Genomic DNA, 21197 nt, shown 5'->3' with positions numbered 1-21197 from the left:
GTTGACGGAAACCGTATTTGGCATTTTTCGCATAAGTTTCGCCTTTCGCGCTGGTAGAAATCCGGAACCGTGCCTCGATCAGCTCCGCGAGAACCAGGTGACCTGTGCGCCGTTGTCGAATTCGCGGCGTTGCGTGGGCCGGAATCGGTTCGGCCGGAAGTTGCCGGTGAGGGCCGGGATTCCGGCGCCGGCGAGCACCGGGTAGCTCTTGAAGATCAGCTCATCGATCTCGTCGATGAGCTGACCGGCCAGATTGCCGCCGCCGCACAACCAAATGTCTTTGCCATCTTCCTTTTTGAGCCGACGCACCAGTTCCACCGGATCGCTGTCGACGAGTTCCACTGCGGGGTAGTCGTTTTTGCCGAGCGTGGTGGAGACCACGTATTGCTTCAGATGTGGGTACGGACTGGCGACACCGTCGGCAAGGCCCGGTTCATATGCGCCGCGGCCCATTATGACCGTGTCGAACACCTTGTTCGGTGCGTCGACGGCAAGCCCGAAGTACGGACGGATATGGGCCGGCACCGTATCCGGGTAACGCTCGTTGATCCAGGCGGACATTTCCTCGGACAGTGGGTAGAAGTCGAACTCCCCGTTCGGCCCGGCAATGTAGCCGTCGAGCGACACCGCCACGTAGTAGACAAGCTTTCGCATGCTGTTACCGCCCTATCTGTTGTACTCTGCATGTAGTGATCTGAAGGTAGTACTACGAATGGAGTGGTGTCAAGTGCGGACCAATCCCGAGCGACGGCATGCGCTGCTGGACGCCGCCCTGGAGGTGCTGGCCCGAGATGGCGCGCGCGGCTTGACCTTTCGCGCGGTCGACAAGGAGGCGAAGGTGCCGGCGGGCACCGCGTCCAACTACTTCGCCAACCGCGACGACCTGCTGACCCAGGCGGGCAGCCGGTTCTATGAGCGGTTGCAGCCGAGCGAGGAGACCATGGCCAAGCTGGCGACCGGCCCCAAGACCAAGACCAACATCATCGAGCTGATGCGCGAGGCGGTCGGCAGGCTGGAGGGGTTCCGGAACGGCTATCTCGCCCTGCTCGAACTGCGACTGGAGGCGACAAGGCGGCCGGAGCTGCGCGCGGTGCTCACCGAACGGGTGCGCGCGGATATCGAATTCAACGTGCGCAACCACATCGACGCCGGGCTGCCCGGTGACGAAAAGTCGGTGCTGCTGCTGTATCTCGCGCTGAACTGGCTCATCGTCGACCGGCTCACGCTGCCGGAGGTATTCGGCGAGGAGCAGAGCCAGGATCTGATCGCCACGGCGGTGGACCGGCTGATCGGCGCCTGATCGACCGGTTGCCAATCCGCAGTAGACGACCGGTCGGTCCTTGTGACGCGCGTCACGCCCATTCGATAATGATCGGATGCAGGCAAATGTCGGAGACCGATTGCACGTGCACGGACATGTTGTGGGACAAAGCGATCGACAGGGCGAGATCATCGAGGTCCGGGGACCGCAGGGTAGTCCGCCCTACGTCGTCCGCTTCGATGACGGCCACGAATCGCTGATGTACCCGGGCCCGGACGCCATCGTGGAACCCGCGATCGCGGACTGAATCCCTTACCCCCGCAGACGGCGGGGCAGTCGAAGCAGGGCGAACGCGACGATCCCGGTGCTCAGCACCCAGCCGACGGTTTGGACGATCGTGTTCACATCGACGGCGGGCTGCCAGGTGACCACGCCATCGCGCAGCACGAAGGCGCCGACCGGACGACCGCCGAACGCCAGGGCCGATCCCTCGCCGCCCTCATCCTGGTAGCCCGCGCCACCACCGCCACCACCGACGATGGCGGCCGGAATTACCACCGCGCCAGCGGATTCGTATGGCTCGCCGAATACCCGACCCATCGCGATGGCATCGCGAGCCCGCTCGCGAATTTCCGAGTTTTTCACCGTCACCTCCCACGCCTCGGCCGCCGGTCCGCGCGCCGGGCCATTCGATGATAGGCGTACCTCCGCAAACGCTTCCGGCCATGCGCGGGCTGAAGACGGACTTCGTCCGGCAGCGCCCATTAGGCGCGGACGCGATCACCTCGGTAAACATCGAGATCGCCCATCCGGCCAAAATCGTTGTCGCCGTTGGCGAAGACAAGCATTACCCGCCGGTACGCCCAAGAAATTGGCGTCTGGTGTGATCCGAGACTGTTGACGGATCGAACGGCGCATGGGAAGAATCGGCCGAGTTGACCCATCGGGGGGCGGAGGTAAGTGATGCGCACGAAAACCGATATTCGCTTCGTCGTCGACATCGACCCCGCGCAGGTGCTGGATGCGCTGTCGGCGGTGGAATTACTACCGGAATGGTCGCCGACCTATCGCGACGCACGCGTCGCAACCAGGGACGAACAGGGCAGACCGCGCCGCGTATTCGTCAAGGCGGATGTGATGGGCAGCTCGGATCTGCAAGTGCTGGAATACGATTGGACCGAGGATCGAATGTCCTGGCAGATCACCGACAGCACCAGGGGGGTCAAAGGGGGCGGCTGGTTCGAGGTTTCCGCGGACGCGGACGGCACCCGGCTCTGGTATCACACCGAGGTATATCTGCCGATGCCGGTGCCGGGAATCCTGTTGAAACGCAACATGCGGAAATCCGGTGAGCTCGCGGTGCAGAATTTCATCGAGTTCGCCGAACGTTATCCAGAGGCCGATAATTATCGGACGGAATCCGTATAACCGCAGGTCTATTCGAGTGTGATGGCGCGGTGAGCGAAATTTGCCGACGCGCGGATGATTCGGCGCGCAGCGGTAGTGTGCGGATGCGACGATGAGCGGCATGAGCAAAGCCACACGCGTTCGAACCGTGCCGGTGACCGAGGGCGCCTCGGTCACCCAGCTCGAGCTCTTCTTCGATCTGGTGCTGGTCTTCGCCTTCACCATGGTGACCGATCTGGCCGCCGAGGAAACCAGCGCCGTCAACGTGCTGCGCGCCTTCCTGGTGCTCGCCATCATGTGGTGGCTCTGGGTCAGCTACGCGTGGCTGGGCAATGTGGTGCGCGCCGACGAGGGCTTCTCCCGGGTGGCCATCTTCATCGCGATGGGCGGCGCGTTCCTCGCGGCGCTCACGGTGCCGGAGGCGTTCCACGATCTGCCCGGCGGCTGGTACGGGCCGCTGGTCTTCGCCATCGCGTATACGGTTGTGCGCCTTGTGCATCTGGTGATGTTCTGGCTGATCAGCGCGGAGGACCCGCAGCTGCGCGCGCAGGTGACCCGCTGGGCCATCGGATCCATAACCATCGGAACGACGCTGCTGGTGATCGCGGCGACGACCTCCGGCGGCGTGCAGATCGGCCTGTGGATCGCCGCCATCGCCGGCGACATGCTGTGGACGATGCTGTCCGGCGACGGCTGGCGGCTGTATTCGGCGAGCCATTTCGCCGAGCGGCACGGGCTCATCATCATCGTCGCGCTCGGCGAATCGATCGTCGCCATCGGCGTCGGCGTCGCCGGGCTGCCGATCTCCTGGCCGATCGCGCTGGGATCGCTGCTGGGCCTTGCGATTTCGGGTCTGCTCTGGTGGGCATATTTCGATATGGCCGCGCTGGCGGTGGAACACGCGCTGAAGCAGGCGCGCGGCGAACGCCGGATCAAGATCGCCAGGAACTGCTACACCTTCTGGCATTTCCCGATGATCGTCGGAATCATCGCGCTATCACTGGGTTTGAAGAAGGTGCTGTACTACGTCGGCGACGAATCGCACCACACGCTGCGGGACGCGATGTACGGCGTTCCGCTGTACGCGCTGTACGGCGGCGTCGTGCTGTATCTGCTCGCGCTGGTGGGATTCAAGCATTACGGCACCGGCAAGGTCTCCAGCTCCCGGGTCGTCGCGGCGATCGTGCTGCTGGCGCTGATCCCGCTGGCGGCGGCGCTGCCCGCGCTGGCATCGCTGTCCATCCTGTGCGCCGTGCTCGGTGCGATGGTCACCTGGGAAACCCTCCGATACCCCGACCACCGCGACGAAATCCGGCACGGCGCACACTGAACCGCGGCGTGAGGTCAGGCGCGGAGGCGGCAGCGAAGCATAACCACGCAGCGCCCCGAACGCCGCGAATTCAACTTCGTCAGCTGGGGCGCGGCCGCTGTTGGGCGAGAATGGCGCGCGCGGTCCGATCGACCGGGGTCGGGCCGTACGCCGACGGCGGCACCCGCACCCCGGCCGCCACCGCGGCCCGGATCTGATCCACGTTCTCCCGCAACGCATCAGCGACGAATTCATCGGTGCGCGGATCGTCGAGCACCTCGAAGACGAGGCGGAAAACGGTATCGGCGATCAACCGGATGATGTCGTCGTGGAACGGGATATAGCGGATCTTGCCCGCCTGCGGATCCTTCTTGATGAGCTCGAGGATCATCTCGTCCATCTCCGCGCGGTTCTCCTGCAGCGCGGAGGCGATATTGCGGGTGTAGTTGCCGCAGCGCAGCACCTCGGCCACCTCGTCGAGCACAGCGATCGCCACCGGCCGCTTGATCGCCTCGACGATGGTGTTCAGGAAGCGGTTCACCACGGCGGCGGTGATCCGGTCGCCGAAGGCGCGGTCGGCCGCCCTGGCCAGCCGGACCACGATGACCACGATCCGCAGCAGCCGGAACCCGCGCAGGAACGGGCTGGTCATCGGGATCATGCCCAGTACCTCGTACCAGTAGACCAGCGGGAAGGTCCACGGCCAGCCGTCGCGCCGCCAGCGCCAGACGAATTCGATGAAGAAGACCGCGCAGGTCGCGTAGTCGACGAACACGATGGTCCGGTGCGTCTGCGCCGAGACCTGGAAGAACGTCACCCAGATCAGCAGCCCGACCGAGAGCACGGCCAGCGCGAGCATCAGGAAATCCGTCCACAGCGCGGGCGGTTTGCGCGGGTAATCCCCCTCGGGCGGCACCGGATCGTCCGGCCTGAGCAGCGTGCCCCGATAGGGGTCGTGTTCCACCACGTTGGATCCCTTCAACACCGAACGGTCCCGGCCGAGGGTAATCGGCGTCCGCGCGTTCGGTGATCACGGATCCCGGTGCCGGATGCACCGATCGGGATCAATCATTCCCATACGCCGAAAATGCCTGATAAAACGGCATTTTCGGGTCGAGGGGTCAGTGACCCGCGCGGATGATCGCCTCGATATTGCGCTCGGCGATGGCGGCGATGGTGAGCGATGGATTCGCGGTGGCGGTGCTGCCGGGGATGCCCGCACCGTCCATCACATATAGGCCGGGGTGGCCGTGCACGCGACCGTAGTTGTCGGTCGCCCGGCCGAGCACCGCACCGCCGAGCGGATGCGCGGTGAATACGGCGTTCGCGTCGTAGCCGAGCAACCCGTAGTCCGCGAGCGCACCGGCCCGCTCGGCGATCCGCCGATCGACCGCGCGCGCCGCGGCGACAACGCCGTCACGGTTGGCGGTGGACCAGGACAGGCCGACACCGTTGTTGCCCGGGTTGTAGCCGAAGCGGGCGCGGGCCGGGTCCAGCACCATACCGAGCGAACCGAGCGCGCCGGTTTCGAACGGAATACCGGGGATGTACCAGCTTTCCAGGGTGAGCGGGGCGCCGGATTCGTCGTAGATCCGGCTCGCGCTCGGCACGCCCTGGCCGGACCGGGCCAGCTGGCTCGCGCCGCGGCCCAGCACCACGTCGCCGTTGGTGCCCCAGCCGTCGCCGACGTGCTCGTTGAGGTTCGGCAGCGCGCCGGTGGCCTGCGCGCGCACCAGCAGCTCCGAGGTGCCGACCGAACCGGCGCCGAGGAACAGGCGATCGCAGGTGAGGGTGCGGTTGCCGAGCACCATGCCGGTCGGGTCGAGTTTGGTCACGGTGACCGAGTAGCGGCCGTCCGGCTCCTGCGCGATCGCATCCACCCGGTGGCCGGGGTAGATCCGTGAATTACCGGTTCCCTCAGCGTATTTCAGGTAGTTCTGGTTTAGATCGAATTTGGCGCCATTGGAGTTGCCGAGGTTGCTGCGGGCCGCCGTCGCCGATGGCCTGCTGCCGCCGGACAATTCGGCGCGCACGATATCCCAGTTGAAGATCGAATCGTTGGGCTGCGGGTCGTAGCCCGCCTTGCGCACCTGCTCGTCCCAGGCCCTGGAATGCGAGAACGGCACCGAGTTGTAGATATCCGCCGGCATCGGGCTGAGCCGCAACATATCCCGCACCCGCGGGTAGTAGACCGCCTCCAGCTCACCGTAATCGACGGTGCCGCCGAAGACGCTGTCGAAGAGCCTGCGCTGCGGCGCGACCATGGCGCCGGTGAAGATTATCGAGCCGCCGCCCACCGCGGCCGCGCGCCACACATCGATGCCGGGGTACTGGGTGCAGTCGAGCACACCGCCGAAGTCGGAGAAGCTCACCGGCACCTTGGAGACGCCGGTGAACGTGGTGCGATGCCAGAAGCCGCGGCCGTCCGGCAGATCGTCACCGGTGAAGATCTCCCGCCACGGATCATTCGGCCAGCGCGAACCGCGTTCCAGCACGGTGTTTTCCATACCCGCCTCGGCAAGGCGCAGCGCGGTGACCGCGGCGCCGAAGCCGGAACCGATGACGATGGCGGGTGTGTGATCCGGCGGATCGGGAAGGGGCGCAAAGATTTCCGGCACCCAAACGCGGAAGAGCAGATCCCAGATGGGATCACCGGCCGCGGCGCGTGGCGCGCGCAGGGCACTGCCAACGGCGCCGCCAGTCGCGCCGAGCAACGCGGCGACTCCGGCCGCCTTCAGAAAGGCGCGTCTGCGCACCAGGCCACCTCCCTCATCACGCATGGCCGAGCGCAGACTACCGGGATTTCAATACCCTTGACCAGGTGTTGCCATTCCAAAAGTGACGTTCGTGACAGTTCATGGGGGAATCAGTCGGCGAACGGGGCGTGATCGGCGGTGCAGCCGAAGCCGGGCGCGGGCAATTGGAGATCTACCAAATAGCGTTCGCGAACCTGTTTCACGCAGGTGCCGGGCGGTTCGTGGCCGTACGCGTCATTGACGACGAGGCGGGCGTTGCCGAGCTGCTGGACGGCCCGTTCGGCGAACGGCAAACCGGTGACCGGATCGAAGCGATTGTTGATCAACAGTGCCGGGGTCTGGGAGCGCAAGGTCCATGGTCCGGTGTACCGCTGGGGATAACCCGCCGGGGGCGATGGCCACGCGGCGCACGGCTGGTCGAGATAGATCCAGTGCGGACCATAAGTCGGTGCGTCCGTTGCCAATTGGCGAGCCATGGCGGGCCAGTTCCCCGGATTCCGCGGCAGCGAGGTGTCGGCGCAGGTGATGGCCGTGAAGGAATCCAGGAAATCGGACCGAAAATTGATGGCGCCCAACACTTCCCGCACCACCGCCGGATTACCGTCCTGGCCGCGTTCCAGGTTCGCCATCAGGTCGGACAGGCCGGGCCAGCCCTGTTCCGCGTCATAGAGCAGGGAGGCGTGCTGCGGAATCACCTCGGCGTAGGTGAAGGTCGCGGCCTGCTCCCCCTGACCGACCACGATCGGTCCATCCTCGAGACGTTGCAGCACAGCGGAATTCCGGGCGCGCAGCGCGGCGACGGGATCGGCCGAACCCGGCGCGCCACCGGCGGGCCCGCCAGCGAAGGCGCATTTGGGGCTGCCGACCCGGACACAGTTGCGCAGGAATTCCGTCAGCACCTGCTCGGTGCCGACCGATGAATCGTGGATATGGCTCACCGTATCGGTGGTATAGGAGACCGGGTCCATCATCGCGCTCAGCTGCAGCGCGCGCACCCGATCGCCGAACAGTGCCCCATATACCTCACCCAAATAGCTTGCGTACGAACCGCCTTCGTATGTCAGCTTGGCGTCGCCGACCGCGCGGCGCAGCAGGTCGAGATCGCGAGCGGCGTCGACCGAGGTGAGATGATCCAGCAGCGGACCGGCGTTGGCCGCACAGCTCGCGGCCAACTGCCTGCTCGCCGCCTCCGCGGTCCTCTCCTGCTCGGGATTCACCGGCGGCATCACCCTGGCGCTCCAAAACTGTTCTTGCGCTTGGGCATTCGGAAAGCAGCGGATCTGCCCACTGCGGCCGATACCGCGCTGATCGAAGGTCACCACATCGAAGCGGCGGGCGATCTCGCTGTCCGGGAACAGCTCTCCGTGCTTGGCCCAGTCCAGGCCCGAGCCGCCCGGACCGCCGACCGCGGTGAACAGCGTCCCGATCCGCCGCGCCGGATCCTTCGCCGGTTGTTTGAGCACCGCCAAATTCAGGGTCTCCCCTTGCGGTTTCGCGTAATCGATCGGCACCTTGGCCGTCGCGCATTGCCGTCCCGACAGCCCCGGCTCCTGGCATGGCGCCCAATCCAGCTTCGGCGTGGGCACCGCATCGGCCTGCGCGACGAGTTCCGCGGCCGCATCCCGCGACGCGGGCGCGGAACACGCGAGCAGCGCCGAGACCAGCCCGGCGATGCCCGCTAGAACAACCACCTTCGAGGTACGCATACCGGAGATCGTCCAGCACTTCCGCGCGGCCGTCGTCCCCCATACGAAGGAGACGAACCCGGGTTTTTCCACGAAACCGCTAGGGGAGAAACCCGCAATCGCTGCGCGATGCTAGGCCCACCCGTCGCCCGACCACCACACCTCATGGAATCGCTGCGCGATGCTAGGTCAGTAGCAGCCGAATCACCGCGATGGTGCCGACAACCACGATGACGCCGCGCAATACGGTCGGCGAGAGTCGCCTGCCCAGTTTCGCACCGAGCTGCCCGCCGATGATCGAGCCGACCGCGATCAGCGCGACAACCTGCCACGCCACATCGGCGACGAATACGAAGATCAGCGCCGAGACCGCGTTCACGATCAGCGCGAGCACATTCTTCACGCCGTTGAGCCGCTGCAATTCGTCGTGCACGAAGACGCCGAGCAGGCCGATCAGCAAAACCCCTTGTGCCGCACCGAAATACCCACCGTAGATACCGGTCGCGAATACCGCCGCGAACAGGATCGGGCCGCCGTGTTCCGGTACCGGCCCGTCGCCGCCGTCGCGCCGCTGCTTCACCCAGCGGGCCAGCCGCGGCTGCACCATAACCAGTATCAGCGCGAGCACGATCAGCACCGGAACGATCGCCTTGAACGCCGCCGCGGGTAGGACCAGCAGCAGCACCGCGCCGACGATGCCGCCCAGCAATGAGGCGGCGCCCAGCTGGAACAGTCGCGCCCGCTGCCCGGCCAGTTCGCGCCGGTAGCCGTATACGCCGCTGATCGCGCCCGGCACCAGGCCGATGGTGTTGGAGACATTCGCGGTGACCGGCGGATAGCCGAAGGCGAGCAGCACCGGGAAGGTGATCAGGGTGCCCGACCCGACAATTGTATTGATGCCGCCCGCGGCGATGCCCGCGCCGAGGATCGACAGCTGTTCCAGCAGTGTCATATTCACTTTCCTTCACGTCCCGTCGGGCCGCGGCCGGAGCGGCGGACCGTACAAGCGTTTGCTACGGGGCCGACCGTAGCGAGCGCTCATGGGACGTTTGCTGGCGGGTTGGCAACACCGACCGGGACCGCACTTTCGGCCGTCGCCGAGGGCGCGGTAAACTCGCCGACATCATGCAGCGGGCACTTCTTCTCGGCCGCCGCGACGGGGTCTGATCGGACCGGCTCCCGTCGCGGGGTTCATCTGCGCCGGTCGACCCAAGAACTGGGAAACACCACACCCTCCGGAGAAATCGCATGTCCCCCGCTGACGCCTTCGTATCCGCCTCGCGCACCATCACTCCACCGGCCAAGCCCGCCCCCGCGGATCAGGCCGCCTGGAACAAGCAGCTGAACTCCGCGATGCCGACCTTCCGCTATCGGCCCTTCGCCGAGGAGGTCGAGCCGATCACGCTGCCCGACCGCACCTGGCCGGGCAAGGTCATCGATCGGGCGCCCGGCTGGTGCGCCGTCGACCTGCGCGACGGCAACCAGGCACTGATCGATCCGATGAGCCCGGCCCGCAAGCGCCGCATGTTCGATCTGCTGGTTCGCATGGGCTACAAGGAGATCGAGGTCGGCTTCCCCTCGGCCAGCCAGACCGATTTCGACTTCGTCCGCGAGATCATCGAGGACAATGCCATCCCGCACGACGTCACCATCCAGGTGCTGACCCAGTGCCGCCCGGAGCTGATCGAGCGCACCTTCGAGGCGTGCGTCGGCGCGGCCAACGTGATCGTGCACTTCTACAACTCCACCTCGATCCTGCAGCGGCGAGTGGTGTTCCGCGCGGATCGTGCGGCCGTCAAGAAGATCGCCACCGACGCGGCGAAGCTGTGCCTGCAGCTCGAGAAGAACTATCCGGACACCAACTGGCGCTACGAGTACAGCCCCGAGTCGTACACCGGCACCGAACTGGAGTACGCCAGGGAGGTCTGCGACGCGGTCTCCGAGATCATCGCGCCGACCCCGGACAAGCCGCTGATCATCAACCTGCCGGCGACCGTCGAGATGGCCACCCCCAATGTGTACGCCGATTCGATCGAATGGATGAGCCGCAACCTGGCCCGCCGCGAATCGATCGTGCTGTCGCTGCACCCGCACAACGACCGCGGCACCGCCGTCGCCGCCGCCGAACTGGGCTACCAGGCCGGCGCGGACCGGATCGAGGGCTGCCTGTTCGGCAACGGCGAGCGCACCGGCAACGTCTGCCTGGTGACGCTGGGCATGAACCTGTTCTCCAGGGGCGTCGACCCGCAGATCAACTTCTCCGATATCGACGAGATCCGCCGCACCGTCGAATACTGCAACCAGCTGCCGGTGCACGAGCGGCACCCGTACGGCGGCGACCTGGTGTACACCGCATTCTCCGGCAGCCACCAGGACGCGATCAACAAGGGCCTCGACGCGATGAAAGCCGCGGCGGACGCGGCGGATTCGGATGTCGACGACATCGTGTGGGAGGTGCCGTACCTGCCGATCGACCCGAAGGATGTCGGCCGCACCTACGAGGCGGTCATCCGGGTGAACTCGCAGTCGGGCAAGGGCGGCGTCGCCTACATCATGAAGACCGATCACGGCCTGGCACTGCCGCGGCGGCTGCAAATCGAGTTCTCCCAGGCGATTCAGCAGATCACCGACGGCGAGGGCGGCGAGGTCACGCCGAAGGAGATGTGGGACGTCTTCCACCAGGAGTACCTGGCCCCGATCCGGCCGCTGGAGCGGATCCGGCAGAAGGTCACCGCGTCGGAGACCGACGGCGGCACCGACACCATCGTCGCGGTGGTGAAGGTGGACGGCGTCGAGCAGGAGATCACCGGAACGGGTAACGGCCCGCTCGCGGCGTTCGTCGACGCGATCGCGACAGTCGGCTTCGACGTGCGGGTGCTCGACTATTCCGAGCACGCGATGTCCGCCGGTGACGACGCGCAGGCCGCCGCGTACGTCGAATGCGCGATCGGCGACAAGGTGGTGTGGGGCGTCGGCATCGCCACCTCGATCACCACCGCGTCGCTGCGCGCCGTCGTCTCCGCGGTGAACCGCGCGACCAACTGATTTCGCCCGGCGCGGGGTGTGCCGATCCGGTACGCCCCGCGCCGTTTTCGCCGTGTGCCAATTCGGCATCATCGCCGGATAACCGCCCAGCCCAGGCTGGCTCCGGCAGGACATGGCGCACACTCACCGTGCTAGCGTTTAACTCGCACCAGCGCCGAGCTCTCCTGCTCGAATCCCGAGCAGATGGGGGAAACGTGACAACTAACGACCATAACCCGACCTCTCCGCCGTGGCTGCAGAGTCATTCGGTGGATACGGCCGCAGTCACCACCGAATCCACCGGGCAGCACGCGGCGCAAGACGAGATGAAGGACCAGCCCGCCGAGCCCGATGGCGCGGACCCGCGCGAGCCTGAGGCGGCCGAACAGGCCGCGCCGAATTCGGAATCGAGCGCGCCGGAATCCGGACAGTTCCCGGGTTTCGCGAGTCAACCGGACCAGACAACGGTGTACCAGCAGGCGGGCTTCCCGGGCGGTGCGCCCGAGCCGTACGCCCCTTACCAGACCGGACAGTACGGCGCGCCGAGCCCGTACCCGGCGCAGAGCGGGCCGAACCCGCAGACCAGCGGCAGCCACCCGACTGTCGACCCACAGTTCGGCGCGGGTGAATACCGGCAGGAGATCGGCCCGGACGGGCTGGTCCGGCGGGTGTTCCCGGATGCACCGCAGCAGGAGTCGCCCGACCATCCGGCCGGCCCCATCTACAGCTGGGCCCCGCCGCCACCGCCGATGCAGCCGCCCGCGCCGCCGATGTATCAGCCCGGCCCGCCGCCGATGGGTCCCGCGCATCCACCGATGGACCCGGCGCAGCCGTGGCAGCAGGGACCGAGTCACGGCCAGCTGGGCCCGAATCCGCATCAGCCGCAGACGCCGTTCCAGCCGCAGCATGTGCCCGCTCCCGGCCAGCCGGGACATTCGGTCAACGATCTGAACCTGCTCAAGCGGGCCCGGCGCGCACCGCGCAGTGGCTGGCGGCGCGCCCTGCACAAGGCCTCCGGCGGCGTCATCAACCCGGGCGAGTCCGCGGCCGACATCGTCTACCGCGACCTTGTCGACCGGGTGAACGCACCGGTCCGCGGCGATTACCGGATCGCGATCCTGTCGCTCAAGGGCGGCGTCGGCAAGACCACCACCACGATCGGCCTCGGCTCCACCTTCGCCTCGCTGCGCGGTGACCGCGTCATCGCCATCGACGCCAATCCGGACCTCGGCACGCTGGCCCACCGGGTGCCGAGGCAGACCCGCTCCACCGTGCGCAATCTGCTGGAGGATCCGCACATCACCAGGTACTCGGATGTGCGGGCACACACCTCGCAGGCCCCGAGCCGACTGGAAGTGCTTGCCTCCGAACAGGATCCGGCGGTCTCCGAGGCGTTCAGCGAGGCCGATTACCGCAAGGCGATCGGTGTACTGCAGGCCTTCTACAACATCATCCTCACCGACTGCGGCACCGGCCTGATGCATTCGGCGATGGCGGGCGTACTCGATATGGCCAGCTCGCTGGTGCTGGTCACCTCGCCGGCCATCGACGGTGCGCGCAGCGCGTCGGCCACGCTGGACTGGCTGGACCACCACGGCTACGGCAAGCTCGTCGAGCGAACCGTGGTGGTGGTCAACGCATCTCGGCGCGGCGCCTCCACCGTCGACCTGGACCAGCTGCGCAAGCTGTTCCTGGACCGGACGCGCGCCGTCCAGGTCGTCCCGTTCGACGACCACCTCGCCGAGGGCGCGGAAATCGACCTCGAACTGGTCAGCAAGCCCACCCGGCGCGCGCTGCTGGAGCTGGCGGCCATGGTGGCCGACGACTTCGGCTACATCAGCGGGCAGGCACAGCATCCGCTGCGGCATCCGGGCCATCCCGGCCTGCCACACTGAATCACGATGCGGCCCGGCAGTTTTCGCCGGGCCGCGCCGCTCGGTAGTTTCCGAGCGTGCATCTGGAGCTGGTCAGCATCGTCGTGGCCGAGTACGACCCCGCGATCGAATTCTTCGTCGAGCTACTCGGTTTCGAATTGGTCGAGGACACACCGGCATTCACCACCCACGGTGGCCGACCGAAACGCTGGGTCGTGGTGCGGCCGCCGGGCGCGACCACCGGAATCCTGCTCGCCCGCGCCGACGGTGCGGCGCAGACCGCGGCGATCGGGCACCAGGTCGCGGGACGGGTCGGTTTCTTCCTGCGAGTGGACGATTTTCCGGACGCATACGAGCGGATGGCCGCCCGCGGCGTGCGATTCGTGGACGGCCCGCGCGACGAACCATACGGCCGGGTCGCGGTATTCCTCGATATCGCCGGTAACCGCTGGGATCTGCTCGGGCCTGCGGCGGCGTGAATACGCGGATACGCTGACGGAGTGTCCTTTGCTCAGTTGGTGACCGGGTGGGTGCCCAAGCCGCTGCTTTCGGTGTTCATCCGGCATGCGGAACTGCTGAAGTTCCTCGTCGTCGGGGCGATCGCGTTCGTCACCACGTCGGTGCTCTTCTTCGGGCTGAAATTGACTGTGCTGCAAGGTAAGCCGGTGACGGCGAATGTGGTGGCGGTGCTCGTCGCCACGGTGCTGTCCTATGTGCTGAACCGGGAGTGGGCGTTCACCGCGCGCGGCGGGCGCGAGCGCAGGCATGAGGCGGCGCTGTTCTTCCTGGTCGCCGGGATCGGCATGGTGATCAATCAGCTGCCGCTCGCGGTGTCCAGCTATGTTTTCATGCTGCGGACACCGCATGTCTCGCTGTTGGTGGAGAATATCGCCGACTTCATCAGTGCCACCATCATCGGCACGCTGCTCGCCATGATCTTCCGCTGGTGGGCCATGCGGAAATTCGTCTTCCCCGAACAGTTGGTGCCGGATCTGGAGCTCGACGACACCAACACGCGGCAGCGGCGTTAGAGACCCTGGGCGGCCTTCTCGATCAGTATCCGGGCGTCGTCGTCGCACACCGCCTGTGCGGCAAGCAGTTCGAAGGCGCGCTCGTAGAGCGCGACCTCGTCTGCCGCCGTCACCGAGATGGCGGCCGAAATGGTCTCCACCTCGGCGCTGGTCCGGTCATGCAGGACGAAACTGTTTGTCGGACAAAGAAATTCCGCGGACAGCGGAATTATGCCGATGGTCGTCCTCGGCGTTTTCAAAGCCTCCAGCAGATATTCCAGCTGCTGGTGCATCACCCGGTCGTCGCCGAGGGTGTGATAGAGCGCGGGCTCGCCGATCAGGAAGTGGAACCGGTGGCCCTCGTCGAGCAGCACGGTCTTGCGCTGCATCCTGGCGTCGACCGCCTCCTCCAGATCGCCCGGGCCGTCGAGAAAAGCCGAACACGCCCGCAGCACCTCGGTCGCGTAATCACGGGTCTGTAACAGCCCGGGTATCAATTCGGGTTGATACCAGCGCAGCGAGCGGGCCGCCGCCTCGGTGCCGTGTATCCGGCGCTGCACCGGAGCGAACCCGTCGGCGAGCAGTGTCGGCCACGCGACGTACCCGTCGATACTGTTGTGCCCGAAGACTTTACGAAGCCAGCCAGGTATCACGGTGCGTCTCCTCCAGTAGGAAAACGGCCATCGGGCACACGCCGACGAAACCGCCACCGGTAGTTCGAAGCCGAACCCGACGGCGGTTGGGTCCATCGGCCATCCCCTTGCAACGCTACCGTGGATCCGATCGATGCAGCACACTTCACTCAGGTGTTAACGCACACGACAAGCAGGGGGAGCGATGCCGCCAACCGGATCGACCCGCACCGGATCGATGCAGGGCCAGCGGGAAGGACGACGATGAGCGCCCGGCCGATGGCGATCGGCTACCTGCGCCGCGATATTTCCGGCGTCTCCCAGACCTGGGACGAGACCCGGATTCGCAGCCTGGCCCGGCGCCTCGGCTACGAGCTGTCGAAGACCGTGGTGTTCGGCCGGGAGACCGAGCAGCCGGAGCAGAAGCTGCTCGAAGTGGTGGCCAAAAACGGCGCCGAGGCCGTAATCGTCCCCGACACAACGCATTTCGACGGCACGATACCCGAAGCGCTGGTGCGGGTATGCGATGTGATCACGGTATCGCCGGAATACACCTACGCGCGGTGGGCGATTCCGCCGCGCACCGATGGCAGCGCGGCGGAGTAACCGTCAGGCGCGCAGTCGCTCGCGGCGCAGCCGATCCACCTCGGGCAGATCGAGCGGCGCCAGCTCGGATACGCCGAGCGCGCGCCGCAGGATCAGATCGGCCAGTTCCGGATTGCGGGCCAGCGCCGGGCCGTGCATGTAGGTGCCGAGCACCGAACCCTGGACCACCCCCTCCAAACCGTCGCCGACACCGTTGCCGACACCCCGGGTGACGCGCGCCAACCCGGCCGCGTCACCGCCGAGTTTGGTTCCGCCACGGTGATTTTCGAATCCGGTGAGCGGCGCGGTCAGGCCGTCGAGCAGCGGGGCGGTGGTCACCTCGCCGATCGCGCGGCGGTGCTGCGGCGAGGTGGTGACGTCGATCAGGCCGACACCGTCGACGCGCTCGCCCGTCGAGGTCTCGTACCACTGGCCGAGCACCTGGATCGCCGCGCAAATGGCAAGCACCGGTGCGCCTTTCGCGGCCGCCTCCTGTAGGCCGGGATACCGCTGCAGGTGTCGGGTGGCCAGCCGCTGCGCCGAATCCTCCGCGCCGCCAAGGGTATAGATGTCCAGCGAGTTGGGTACCGGCTCGGGCAGCGTGATCTCGACGATCTCGGCGTCGTAGCCGCGCATGCGCAGGCGCTGACGCAGGACCACCGCATTGCCGCCGTCACCGTAGGTACCCATCACATCGGGCAATACCAGGCCGATGCGCACCGTCGAATCGGTCATGCTGTCCGCTCCTCGAGGTCGCGGTTGAGATCACGGAATGCGGTGTAGTTTGCCAGCACCTCGACCCGGCCCGCCGGGCAGGATGCGATGGCGCGCAACGGATCCGGCACGGTGGTGTGCTCGACACCGGCGTAGGTGAGCCGCACGGCGAGGTCGGTGGCGCGCTCACCGGCGGCCACCACCTGCATGCCCTCGAAATGTTCGAATCGCACATCCCACAGCCAGGACAGATCCTCGCCATCGGGCACCTGGCCGTTCACTGCGATCACCAGTCCGGCCGCGGCGGGTTCGATCATCGAGAGCGCCTCCTGCCAGCCCGCCGGATTCTTGGCGAGTAGCAGCCGGGCGGCATGCTCGCCGACCTGGACGGTCCGGTAGCGGCCCGCGATCTCCCGCACGGTGCCCGCCGCGGCGGTGGCCTGCGCCGCATCGGCGCCGAGCGCGACCGCGGCGGCGACGGCCTGTGCGGCGTTGCCGCGATTCGCCCGGCCGGGCAGCGCCAGTTCCAATGGCAGCCGCACCCCGTCGGGACCGCACAGGTCGTTCCCGTCGAGCCACCAATCCGGTTCCGGCCGTTGGAAATCCGCGCCGGTGCTGCGCCAGTGCGCACCCTCCCAGATGATCGGCTCGCCGCTGCGCGGGCAGCTCGTCGCGTCCACCGACCAGCCGCTGCCCGCGGCCACCCACACCACATTCGGATGGTCGTAGGCGATCGAGGTGACCAGCACATCGTCGCAGTTGGCGATCACCACGGTATCCGGATGCCCGGCCAGGCCGGTGCGCAGCTTGCGCTCGATCATATTGATCTCGCCGACGCGGTCCAGCTGATCGCGGCTGAGGTTCAGCAGCACGACCGCTGCCGGATTCAGTGCGTCGGTGACGTGCGGCAGATGCAGTTCGTCGACCTCGATCGCGGCCAGCGGCGCGTGCCGGTCGGCGCTGAGCGCGGCGACGATGCCCGCGTCCATATTGGCGCCGTCGGCCTGCGTCGCGACGCGGCCGATGGTGCTCAGCGCCGCCGTGGTCATTCTGGTCGTGGTCGATTTGCCGTTGGTGCCGGTGACCAGCACGGTGCGGCGATCGCGCCCTAGCTGTTTCATGATGGTGCCGTCGATCCGCAGCGCGATGAGCCCGCCGATCATCGATCCCTTGCCCCGGCCCGCCTTCTGCGAGGCCCACGACGCCGCGGCCGCCGCCAGCAGCGCGATCCGCCCACGCACCGAAATATCTGCCACGCCGCGAGTCTATGTTCGCCGGGTGAGCGTGGCGCGCCGTGGTGCGGTGGCGCGGCCCACGGTCAGTCCTGGTAGAGCTTTTTGCGGTAGTTCTCGGGCGAGTAGTGGCGTTCCAGGTCGGCGACCGATTCGGTGATATCGGCCTGGATATCCTTCACGATCCGGGCCGGGCCGGGCAGCGAGGGCTCCGGCCAGTCCTGCGGCTGCCACAGCGAACTGCGCAGCATCGCCTTGGCGCAGTGGAAGTAGATCGTGTCGATGGCCACCTCCATCGCCAGGATCGGGCGATGGCCGCGCACGATCATGTCGTCGAAATAGGGTGCCTCGCGGATCAGCCGGGCGCGGCCGTTCACCCGCAGCGTCTCGCCGCGGCCCGGGACCAGGAAGAGCAGGCCGACGTGCGGGTTGCGCAAGATGTTGAAATATCCGTCGCCCCTGCGGTTTCCGGGCCGTTCCGGGACGGCGACGGTGGTGTCGTCGAGCACCTTGACGAAGCCAGCCGGGTCGCCCTTCGGCGATGCGTCACAGTTGCCGTGCTCGTCGCTGGTGCTCACGACGACGAACGGTGAGTTCGCGATCCAGGCCCGGTCCCAGGCGTGTAATTCCGTGCGCTCCTTGGTGGCCGCGCGGACGCCGACCTCGCCGAGCAGCTCGCGGAGCTCGGCCGGATCGTTGATTTCGCTGATCTCCGTGGTATTGCTCACAATTCGATCCAACCATCCGGCATACGGTGCGAAACACCCTTCCGGACAGGAGATCCCTCACAGTCTGGTGTCGAACATATTGGCCTGGCCGGCCGCGAACCGTTCGGCGTCGATCTTGCGCAGCGGCTCCAGCTCCGGCGCGCGATACAGGCAGAACATCTTGCAGCGCGCCGCGTCCGAACCGGCGACATCCAGCAGCGCGTTCACCGCGGCGCGCGCGGACTCGTTGGCGCCCTCCATGGTGGCCAGATCGACATTGGTGCGCACGTAATCGCCTGCCAGAAACAGATTTTCGAGCGCACCGTGCGGCTCGGGGCGGAACTCCCACGAGCCTGCGGTATTGATGAGCAGCGGATCGGCGTTGGCATTTCGGCCCTTGTCCTGCTGCCAGGAGATGCCCGGATCGAGGAACCACGAGTGCAGATCCGCGGCGCGCAGCAGCTCGCCGCGATCGTTCAGGTGGGCGGTCAGCTGCGCCCACACCTCGCGGGAGATCTCCTCGGGAGTGCACTCCTTGGCGGGCTTGCCGTAGAGCATGCCGGGGCTGTTCCAATCCGAGATGTCGACGGACAGGCAATCCTGCACCGAACCGTCGCCGAATTCGGTGACTTTGGTTGCCCACATTTGGTTTTGGCTGATCGAGGTGAGCGACCACTGCGAATCGATGTATGCGGTGTGCCCGCGCGCGATATCGAGCGGGGCCCGCATGTAGAACTGGATGCCGTTCATCCAGTCGCAGGTGAGCCGGTTCATCGCGGCCAATTCCGGGCGGATGGCGAGTATGTCCGGCGACCACAGGGTGCGGGCCTGCTCGGCGGGCACCGCGACGACGAAATAGTCTGCGGCGACCGAACTCTGGTTGCCCTGCTGATCGACGATGCGCGCGCCGGTGATGCGTTTGTCGCGCACGTCGAGCCCGCGCACCTCGGCGCCGAGCACGAAATTCACGCCGAGCTCGCGCAATCGGCGCACCCACGGATCCAGCCAGACCCGGCTCGTCGGGCCGTTCAGCACCCGGTCCAGGCCGCCGTCGTTGCCGACCTCCCTCGGGTTGCCGAGGAATTGTTCGCCCATATTGCCGATCGTGCGGACGCTGGCGACGCTCTCCTTCGCGGCCACCATGATGCTGGTGAGGGTGCGGGAGAGCAGGGCGCGGAATTCGTGTGAACGATCGTGCCCGGCGACGTAGTCGCTCCACGATGTGTGCTCCCACTCACCGAAACGCCTTGCGTCACAACTGGAATTGAAGACGAGCAGGCGTTCGGCGAAGTAGCCCGCCTCTGCGGCGGGCATCTTGAGCGCGGTGGCGATCATCGCGCTGACGGACTCCCGGAACGTGTCCGGCGTCAGGGTGCCGCCGCCGGAGCGCAGCGGGATCCGGTAGTCGTCGCCGTCGCGCCGGGAGAAACGCGCCTCGGAGACCGCGAGCAGATTGTTCCAGACGCCATTCGGGTTGTCGCCGAACGGGATCCGGCGCATGGTGTCCGGAATGTGTTGGTAGAAGCCGGGGAAGAAGCGGAAGCCGTGCTCCCCCGGTAGCTCCGGTCGGCCGCCGGTGCCGCTGCCCGGCACCGGAATACTTCGCGCCTTACCGCCGAGCGCGCGCCGCTCGTAGACGGTGACGTCGAATCCGCGCTCGCTCAGCTCATGTGCCGCCGTCAATCCCGCGACGCCGCCGCCGAGTACCGCGACCCGTCTACCGTCACGGCCCGCCAGGGCGGTCGCGGCGCCGAAGCCGCCCGCCACCGCACCCGCTATCCCCACCGCGACGGTGCCCCGGAGAATCGCCCGTCGCGAAATCGCTGATCGCTGTTCTGCCATGCGCCGCTCTGCTGCCTGACCTAGGACCGACCTGCCACGTCGGCCAATACTGTAAGGCGAGTCGGTTGCGGGTGAGTATGCAGGTTCGGCCATTCTGGCCGGGGCGGATAGCACGGTGGCGTAAGCTGTTTCGTCCGGTCGGCCGATTTACCGGCGGCACAACGGTTTTCGGCCTATCAGACCTTGACGAGCTCCGGCTGCGGCGACGCGACGATCGCCACCTTGCGCCGAGCCGATGTCGCCAGGAAGGCCCCCGCGATCACCACGACCCCGCCCAGCAGCGACAAAACCGTCGGCACCTCACCGAGGAACGCCCAGGCCGCCGCGATACCGACCACCGGAACCAACAGCGAGAACGGCGCGACCGTCCCCGCGGGGTAGCGGCTCATCAGATAGGTCCACAGACCGCTGCCGCAGATGGTCGCCAGCACAACGATGTAGGCGAGCGCGGCCAGCGCGGGCCAACCGGCCGCCGAGAACGAATCGCCGAGCGCGCGCAGGCCGGTGGCCGGGCCCTCGGCGAAGGCCGAGATGGCGAACAACGGCAGGGCCGGGACGGCGGTGATCCACAGCGTCAGGTGCAGCGGGTTGAGATCGGGTGATTCCGCGCCGGCCTGCCGCGCGCCGATATTGCCGATGGCCCAACCGAACCCGCCCGCCAGCGTCAGCAGCACGGGCAGCAGTGTCGCGTGTTCGAGCCGATCCCAGGCGATCACCGCCATACCCGTCACGGCGATCGCGATGCCCGCCAACTGAATCGGCCGCAACCGTTCACGCAGGAATACCGCGCCGAGCAGCACGGTGAACGGCGCGGAGGATTGCAGCACCAGCGAAGCCAGCCCGGTCGGCATGCCCACCCGCATCGCGGTGAACAGGAAGGCGAACTGCAACACACCGAAACCGATGCCATACAACAGGATCCACCGCATGCGCACATTCGGGCGCGGGATGAACAGCAGGGCCGGAATGCCGACCACCGCGAAGCGCAGGCCCGCGAAGAAGAACGGCGGGAAGTGGTCGAGGCCGATGTGGATGGCGAGGAAGTTCAGCCCCCACAGCACGACGACGGTGAGGCCGAGCAGGCGATCGCGGTTGGACATGCTCCCTATCGTGAGGCTGACGAACAATCCGGGACAATCGAATATTTATGCATCATCTA

At 66.8% G+C, this 21197-nt stretch carries 22 protein-coding genes; 10 read left to right on the top strand and 12 right to left on the bottom strand.

The window, feature by feature from the left end:
- Positions 1-78: 78 nt before the first annotated feature.
- On the bottom strand, positions 79-654 hold the full coding sequence (locus tag F5544_RS01765) for a dihydrofolate reductase family protein (RefSeq protein WP_167471543.1): 576 nt from the start codon (positions 652-654) through the stop codon (positions 79-81).
- A gap of 58 nt (positions 655-712) precedes the next feature.
- Between F5544_RS01765 and F5544_RS01760 the strand changes: the two genes are divergently transcribed.
- Together F5544_RS01760 and F5544_RS01755 are read left to right on the top strand one after the other, a co-directional pair.
- Positions 713-1300 carry a TetR/AcrR family transcriptional regulator gene (locus tag F5544_RS01760; protein WP_167471542.1) on the top strand — a complete coding sequence of 196 codons (588 nt, stop codon included), beginning with the start codon at positions 713-715 and terminating at the stop codon, positions 1298-1300.
- A gap of 76 nt (positions 1301-1376) precedes the next feature.
- The gene (locus F5544_RS01755; protein ID WP_167471541.1) at positions 1377-1568 is read left to right on the top strand and encodes a DUF1918 domain-containing protein; all 192 of its coding nucleotides are present in this window, start codon (positions 1377-1379) and stop codon (positions 1566-1568) included.
- A gap of 5 nt (positions 1569-1573) precedes the next feature.
- On the opposite strand, the gene F5544_RS01750 is transcribed toward F5544_RS01755, so the two are convergent.
- Complete coding sequence (locus tag F5544_RS01750) at positions 1574-1906, bottom strand: sporulation protein (RefSeq protein WP_167471540.1); 333 nt, start codon at positions 1904-1906, stop codon at positions 1574-1576.
- 80 nt (positions 1907-1986) lie between these two features.
- Here F5544_RS01750 and F5544_RS01745 point away from each other — a divergent pair, with 80 nt between their 5' ends.
- From F5544_RS01745 to F5544_RS01735, 3 genes are all read left to right on the top strand, one after another.
- Positions 1987-2148, top strand: a complete 162-nt coding sequence (locus F5544_RS01745) for a hypothetical protein (protein WP_167471539.1) — start codon at positions 1987-1989, stop codon at positions 2146-2148.
- Positions 2149-2224: 76 nt separating this feature from the next.
- Positions 2225-2689 carry an SRPBCC family protein gene (locus F5544_RS01740; RefSeq protein WP_167471538.1) on the top strand — a complete coding sequence of 155 codons (465 nt, stop codon included), beginning with the start codon at positions 2225-2227 and terminating at the stop codon, positions 2687-2689.
- 100 nt (positions 2690-2789) lie between these two features.
- Complete coding sequence (locus F5544_RS01735) at positions 2790-3998, top strand: low temperature requirement protein A (RefSeq protein ID WP_167471537.1); 1209 nt, start codon at positions 2790-2792, stop codon at positions 3996-3998.
- Between the two features lie 79 nt (positions 3999-4077).
- Here F5544_RS01735 and F5544_RS01730 read toward each other — a convergent pair whose 3' ends face one another.
- The 4 genes from F5544_RS01730 to F5544_RS01715 form a co-directional block, all read right to left on the bottom strand.
- Positions 4078-4959 (bottom strand): ion transporter, encoded by an 882-nt coding sequence (locus tag F5544_RS01730; RefSeq protein ID WP_238847041.1) that lies wholly within the window; start codon positions 4957-4959, stop codon positions 4078-4080.
- A gap of 139 nt (positions 4960-5098) precedes the next feature.
- On the bottom strand, positions 5099-6757 hold the full coding sequence (locus tag F5544_RS01725; protein WP_174867242.1) for a GMC oxidoreductase: 1659 nt from the start codon (positions 6755-6757) through the stop codon (positions 5099-5101).
- A gap of 86 nt (positions 6758-6843) precedes the next feature.
- Entirely contained in the window at positions 6844-8439 is a 1596-nt protein-coding gene (locus tag F5544_RS01720; protein WP_167471536.1) for an alpha/beta hydrolase, read from the bottom strand.
- A 163-nt stretch (positions 8440-8602) separates the two neighbouring features.
- A complete protein-coding gene (locus F5544_RS01715) occupies positions 8603-9370 on the bottom strand; it encodes a sulfite exporter TauE/SafE family protein (protein ID WP_167471535.1) in 768 nt (255 codons plus the stop codon).
- 296 nt (positions 9371-9666) lie between these two features.
- On the opposite strand from F5544_RS01715, the gene leuA reads away from it, so the two are divergent.
- From leuA to F5544_RS01695, 4 genes are all read left to right on the top strand, one after another.
- Entirely contained in the window at positions 9667-11463 is a 1797-nt protein-coding gene (gene leuA / locus F5544_RS01710) for a 2-isopropylmalate synthase (protein ID WP_167471534.1), read from the top strand.
- A gap of 305 nt (positions 11464-11768) precedes the next feature.
- Positions 11769-13337, top strand: a complete 1569-nt coding sequence (locus tag F5544_RS01705) for an AAA family ATPase (protein WP_428847158.1) — start codon at positions 11769-11771, stop codon at positions 13335-13337.
- A 56-nt stretch (positions 13338-13393) separates the two neighbouring features.
- Positions 13394-13795, top strand: a complete 402-nt coding sequence (locus tag F5544_RS01700; RefSeq protein ID WP_167471532.1) for a VOC family protein — start codon at positions 13394-13396, stop codon at positions 13793-13795.
- Between the two features lie 21 nt (positions 13796-13816).
- Positions 13817-14347, top strand: a complete 531-nt coding sequence (locus tag F5544_RS01695; protein WP_167471531.1) for a GtrA family protein — start codon at positions 13817-13819, stop codon at positions 14345-14347.
- Here F5544_RS01695 and F5544_RS01690 read toward each other — a convergent pair.
- A complete protein-coding gene (locus F5544_RS01690; RefSeq protein WP_167471530.1) occupies positions 14344-14979 on the bottom strand; it encodes a DUF5753 domain-containing protein in 636 nt (211 codons plus the stop codon). The genes F5544_RS01695 and F5544_RS01690 overlap by 4 nt on opposite strands.
- A 243-nt stretch (positions 14980-15222) precedes the next feature.
- On the opposite strand from F5544_RS01690, the gene F5544_RS01685 reads away from it, so the two are divergent.
- Positions 15223-15564, top strand: a complete 342-nt coding sequence (locus F5544_RS01685; protein ID WP_167471529.1) for a hypothetical protein — start codon at positions 15223-15225, stop codon at positions 15562-15564.
- 3 nt (positions 15565-15567) lie between these two features.
- Here F5544_RS01685 and F5544_RS01680 read toward each other — a convergent pair whose 3' ends face one another.
- From F5544_RS01680 to F5544_RS01660, 5 genes are all read right to left on the bottom strand, one after another.
- Positions 15568-16278, bottom strand: a complete 711-nt coding sequence (locus F5544_RS01680; protein WP_167471528.1) for a type 1 glutamine amidotransferase — start codon at positions 16276-16278, stop codon at positions 15568-15570.
- Positions 16275-17513 (bottom strand): Mur ligase family protein, encoded by a 1239-nt coding sequence (locus F5544_RS01675; RefSeq protein ID WP_167471527.1) that lies wholly within the window; start codon positions 17511-17513, stop codon positions 16275-16277. The genes F5544_RS01680 and F5544_RS01675 overlap by 4 nt, the downstream gene beginning before the upstream one ends.
- Before the next feature lie 62 nt (positions 17514-17575).
- Positions 17576-18217, bottom strand: a complete 642-nt coding sequence (locus F5544_RS01670; protein ID WP_238847039.1) for a pyridoxamine 5'-phosphate oxidase family protein — start codon at positions 18215-18217, stop codon at positions 17576-17578.
- 57 nt (positions 18218-18274) lie between these two features.
- The gene (locus tag F5544_RS01665; protein ID WP_167471526.1) at positions 18275-20038 is read right to left on the bottom strand and encodes a hydroxysqualene dehydroxylase; all 1764 of its coding nucleotides are present in this window, start codon (positions 20036-20038) and stop codon (positions 18275-18277) included.
- A 176-nt stretch (positions 20039-20214) separates the two neighbouring features.
- On the bottom strand, positions 20215-21138 hold the full coding sequence (locus F5544_RS01660) for an EamA family transporter (RefSeq protein WP_167471525.1): 924 nt from the start codon (positions 21136-21138) through the stop codon (positions 20215-20217).
- Between the last annotated feature and the right edge of the window lie 59 nt (positions 21139-21197).

Source organism: Nocardia arthritidis, from assembly GCF_011801145.1.
In the GTDB taxonomy this organism is placed as follows: Bacteria; Actinomycetota; Actinomycetes; order Mycobacteriales; family Mycobacteriaceae; genus Nocardia; species Nocardia arthritidis_A.
The sequence above is the reverse complement of the archived record's forward strand: the minus strand, read 5'-3'. Positions and strand labels throughout refer to the sequence as shown.

What these genes read in the sequence shown, in the direction of transcription:
- F5544_RS01765 (WP_167471543.1), bottom strand. Translation starts at nt 654, where the DNA reads ATGCGAAAGCTTGTCTACTACGTGGCGGTGTCGCTCGACGGCTACATT.
- F5544_RS01760 (WP_167471542.1), top strand. Translation starts at nt 713, where the DNA reads ATGGAGTGGTGTCAAGTGCGGACCAATCCCGAGCGACGGCATGCGCTG.
- F5544_RS01755 (WP_167471541.1), top strand. Translation starts at nt 1,377, where the DNA reads ATGCAGGCAAATGTCGGAGACCGATTGCACGTGCACGGACATGTTGTG.
- F5544_RS01745 (WP_167471539.1), top strand. Translation starts at nt 1,987, where the DNA reads ATGCGCGGGCTGAAGACGGACTTCGTCCGGCAGCGCCCATTAGGCGCG.
- F5544_RS01740 (WP_167471538.1), top strand. Translation starts at nt 2,225, where the DNA reads ATGCGCACGAAAACCGATATTCGCTTCGTCGTCGACATCGACCCCGCG.
- F5544_RS01735 (WP_167471537.1), top strand. Translation starts at nt 2,790, where the DNA reads ATGAGCAAAGCCACACGCGTTCGAACCGTGCCGGTGACCGAGGGCGCC.
- F5544_RS01725 (WP_174867242.1), bottom strand. Translation starts at nt 6,757, where the DNA reads ATGCGTGATGAGGGAGGTGGCCTGGTGCGCAGACGCGCCTTTCTGAAG.
- F5544_RS01720 (WP_167471536.1), bottom strand. Translation starts at nt 8,439, where the DNA reads ATGCGTACCTCGAAGGTGGTTGTTCTAGCGGGCATCGCCGGGCTGGTC.
- F5544_RS01715 (WP_167471535.1), bottom strand. Translation starts at nt 9,370, where the DNA reads ATGACACTGCTGGAACAGCTGTCGATCCTCGGCGCGGGCATCGCCGCG.
- leuA (WP_167471534.1), top strand. Translation starts at nt 9,667, where the DNA reads ATGTCCCCCGCTGACGCCTTCGTATCCGCCTCGCGCACCATCACTCCA.
- F5544_RS01705 (WP_428847158.1), top strand. Translation starts at nt 11,769, where the DNA reads ATGAAGGACCAGCCCGCCGAGCCCGATGGCGCGGACCCGCGCGAGCCT.
- F5544_RS01685 (WP_167471529.1), top strand. Translation starts at nt 15,223, where the DNA reads ATGAGCGCCCGGCCGATGGCGATCGGCTACCTGCGCCGCGATATTTCC.
- F5544_RS01680 (WP_167471528.1), bottom strand. Translation starts at nt 16,278, where the DNA reads ATGACCGATTCGACGGTGCGCATCGGCCTGGTATTGCCCGATGTGATG.
- F5544_RS01665 (WP_167471526.1), bottom strand. Translation starts at nt 20,038, where the DNA reads ATGGCAGAACAGCGATCAGCGATTTCGCGACGGGCGATTCTCCGGGGC.
- F5544_RS01660 (WP_167471525.1), bottom strand. Translation starts at nt 21,138, where the DNA reads ATGTCCAACCGCGATCGCCTGCTCGGCCTCACCGTCGTCGTGCTGTGG.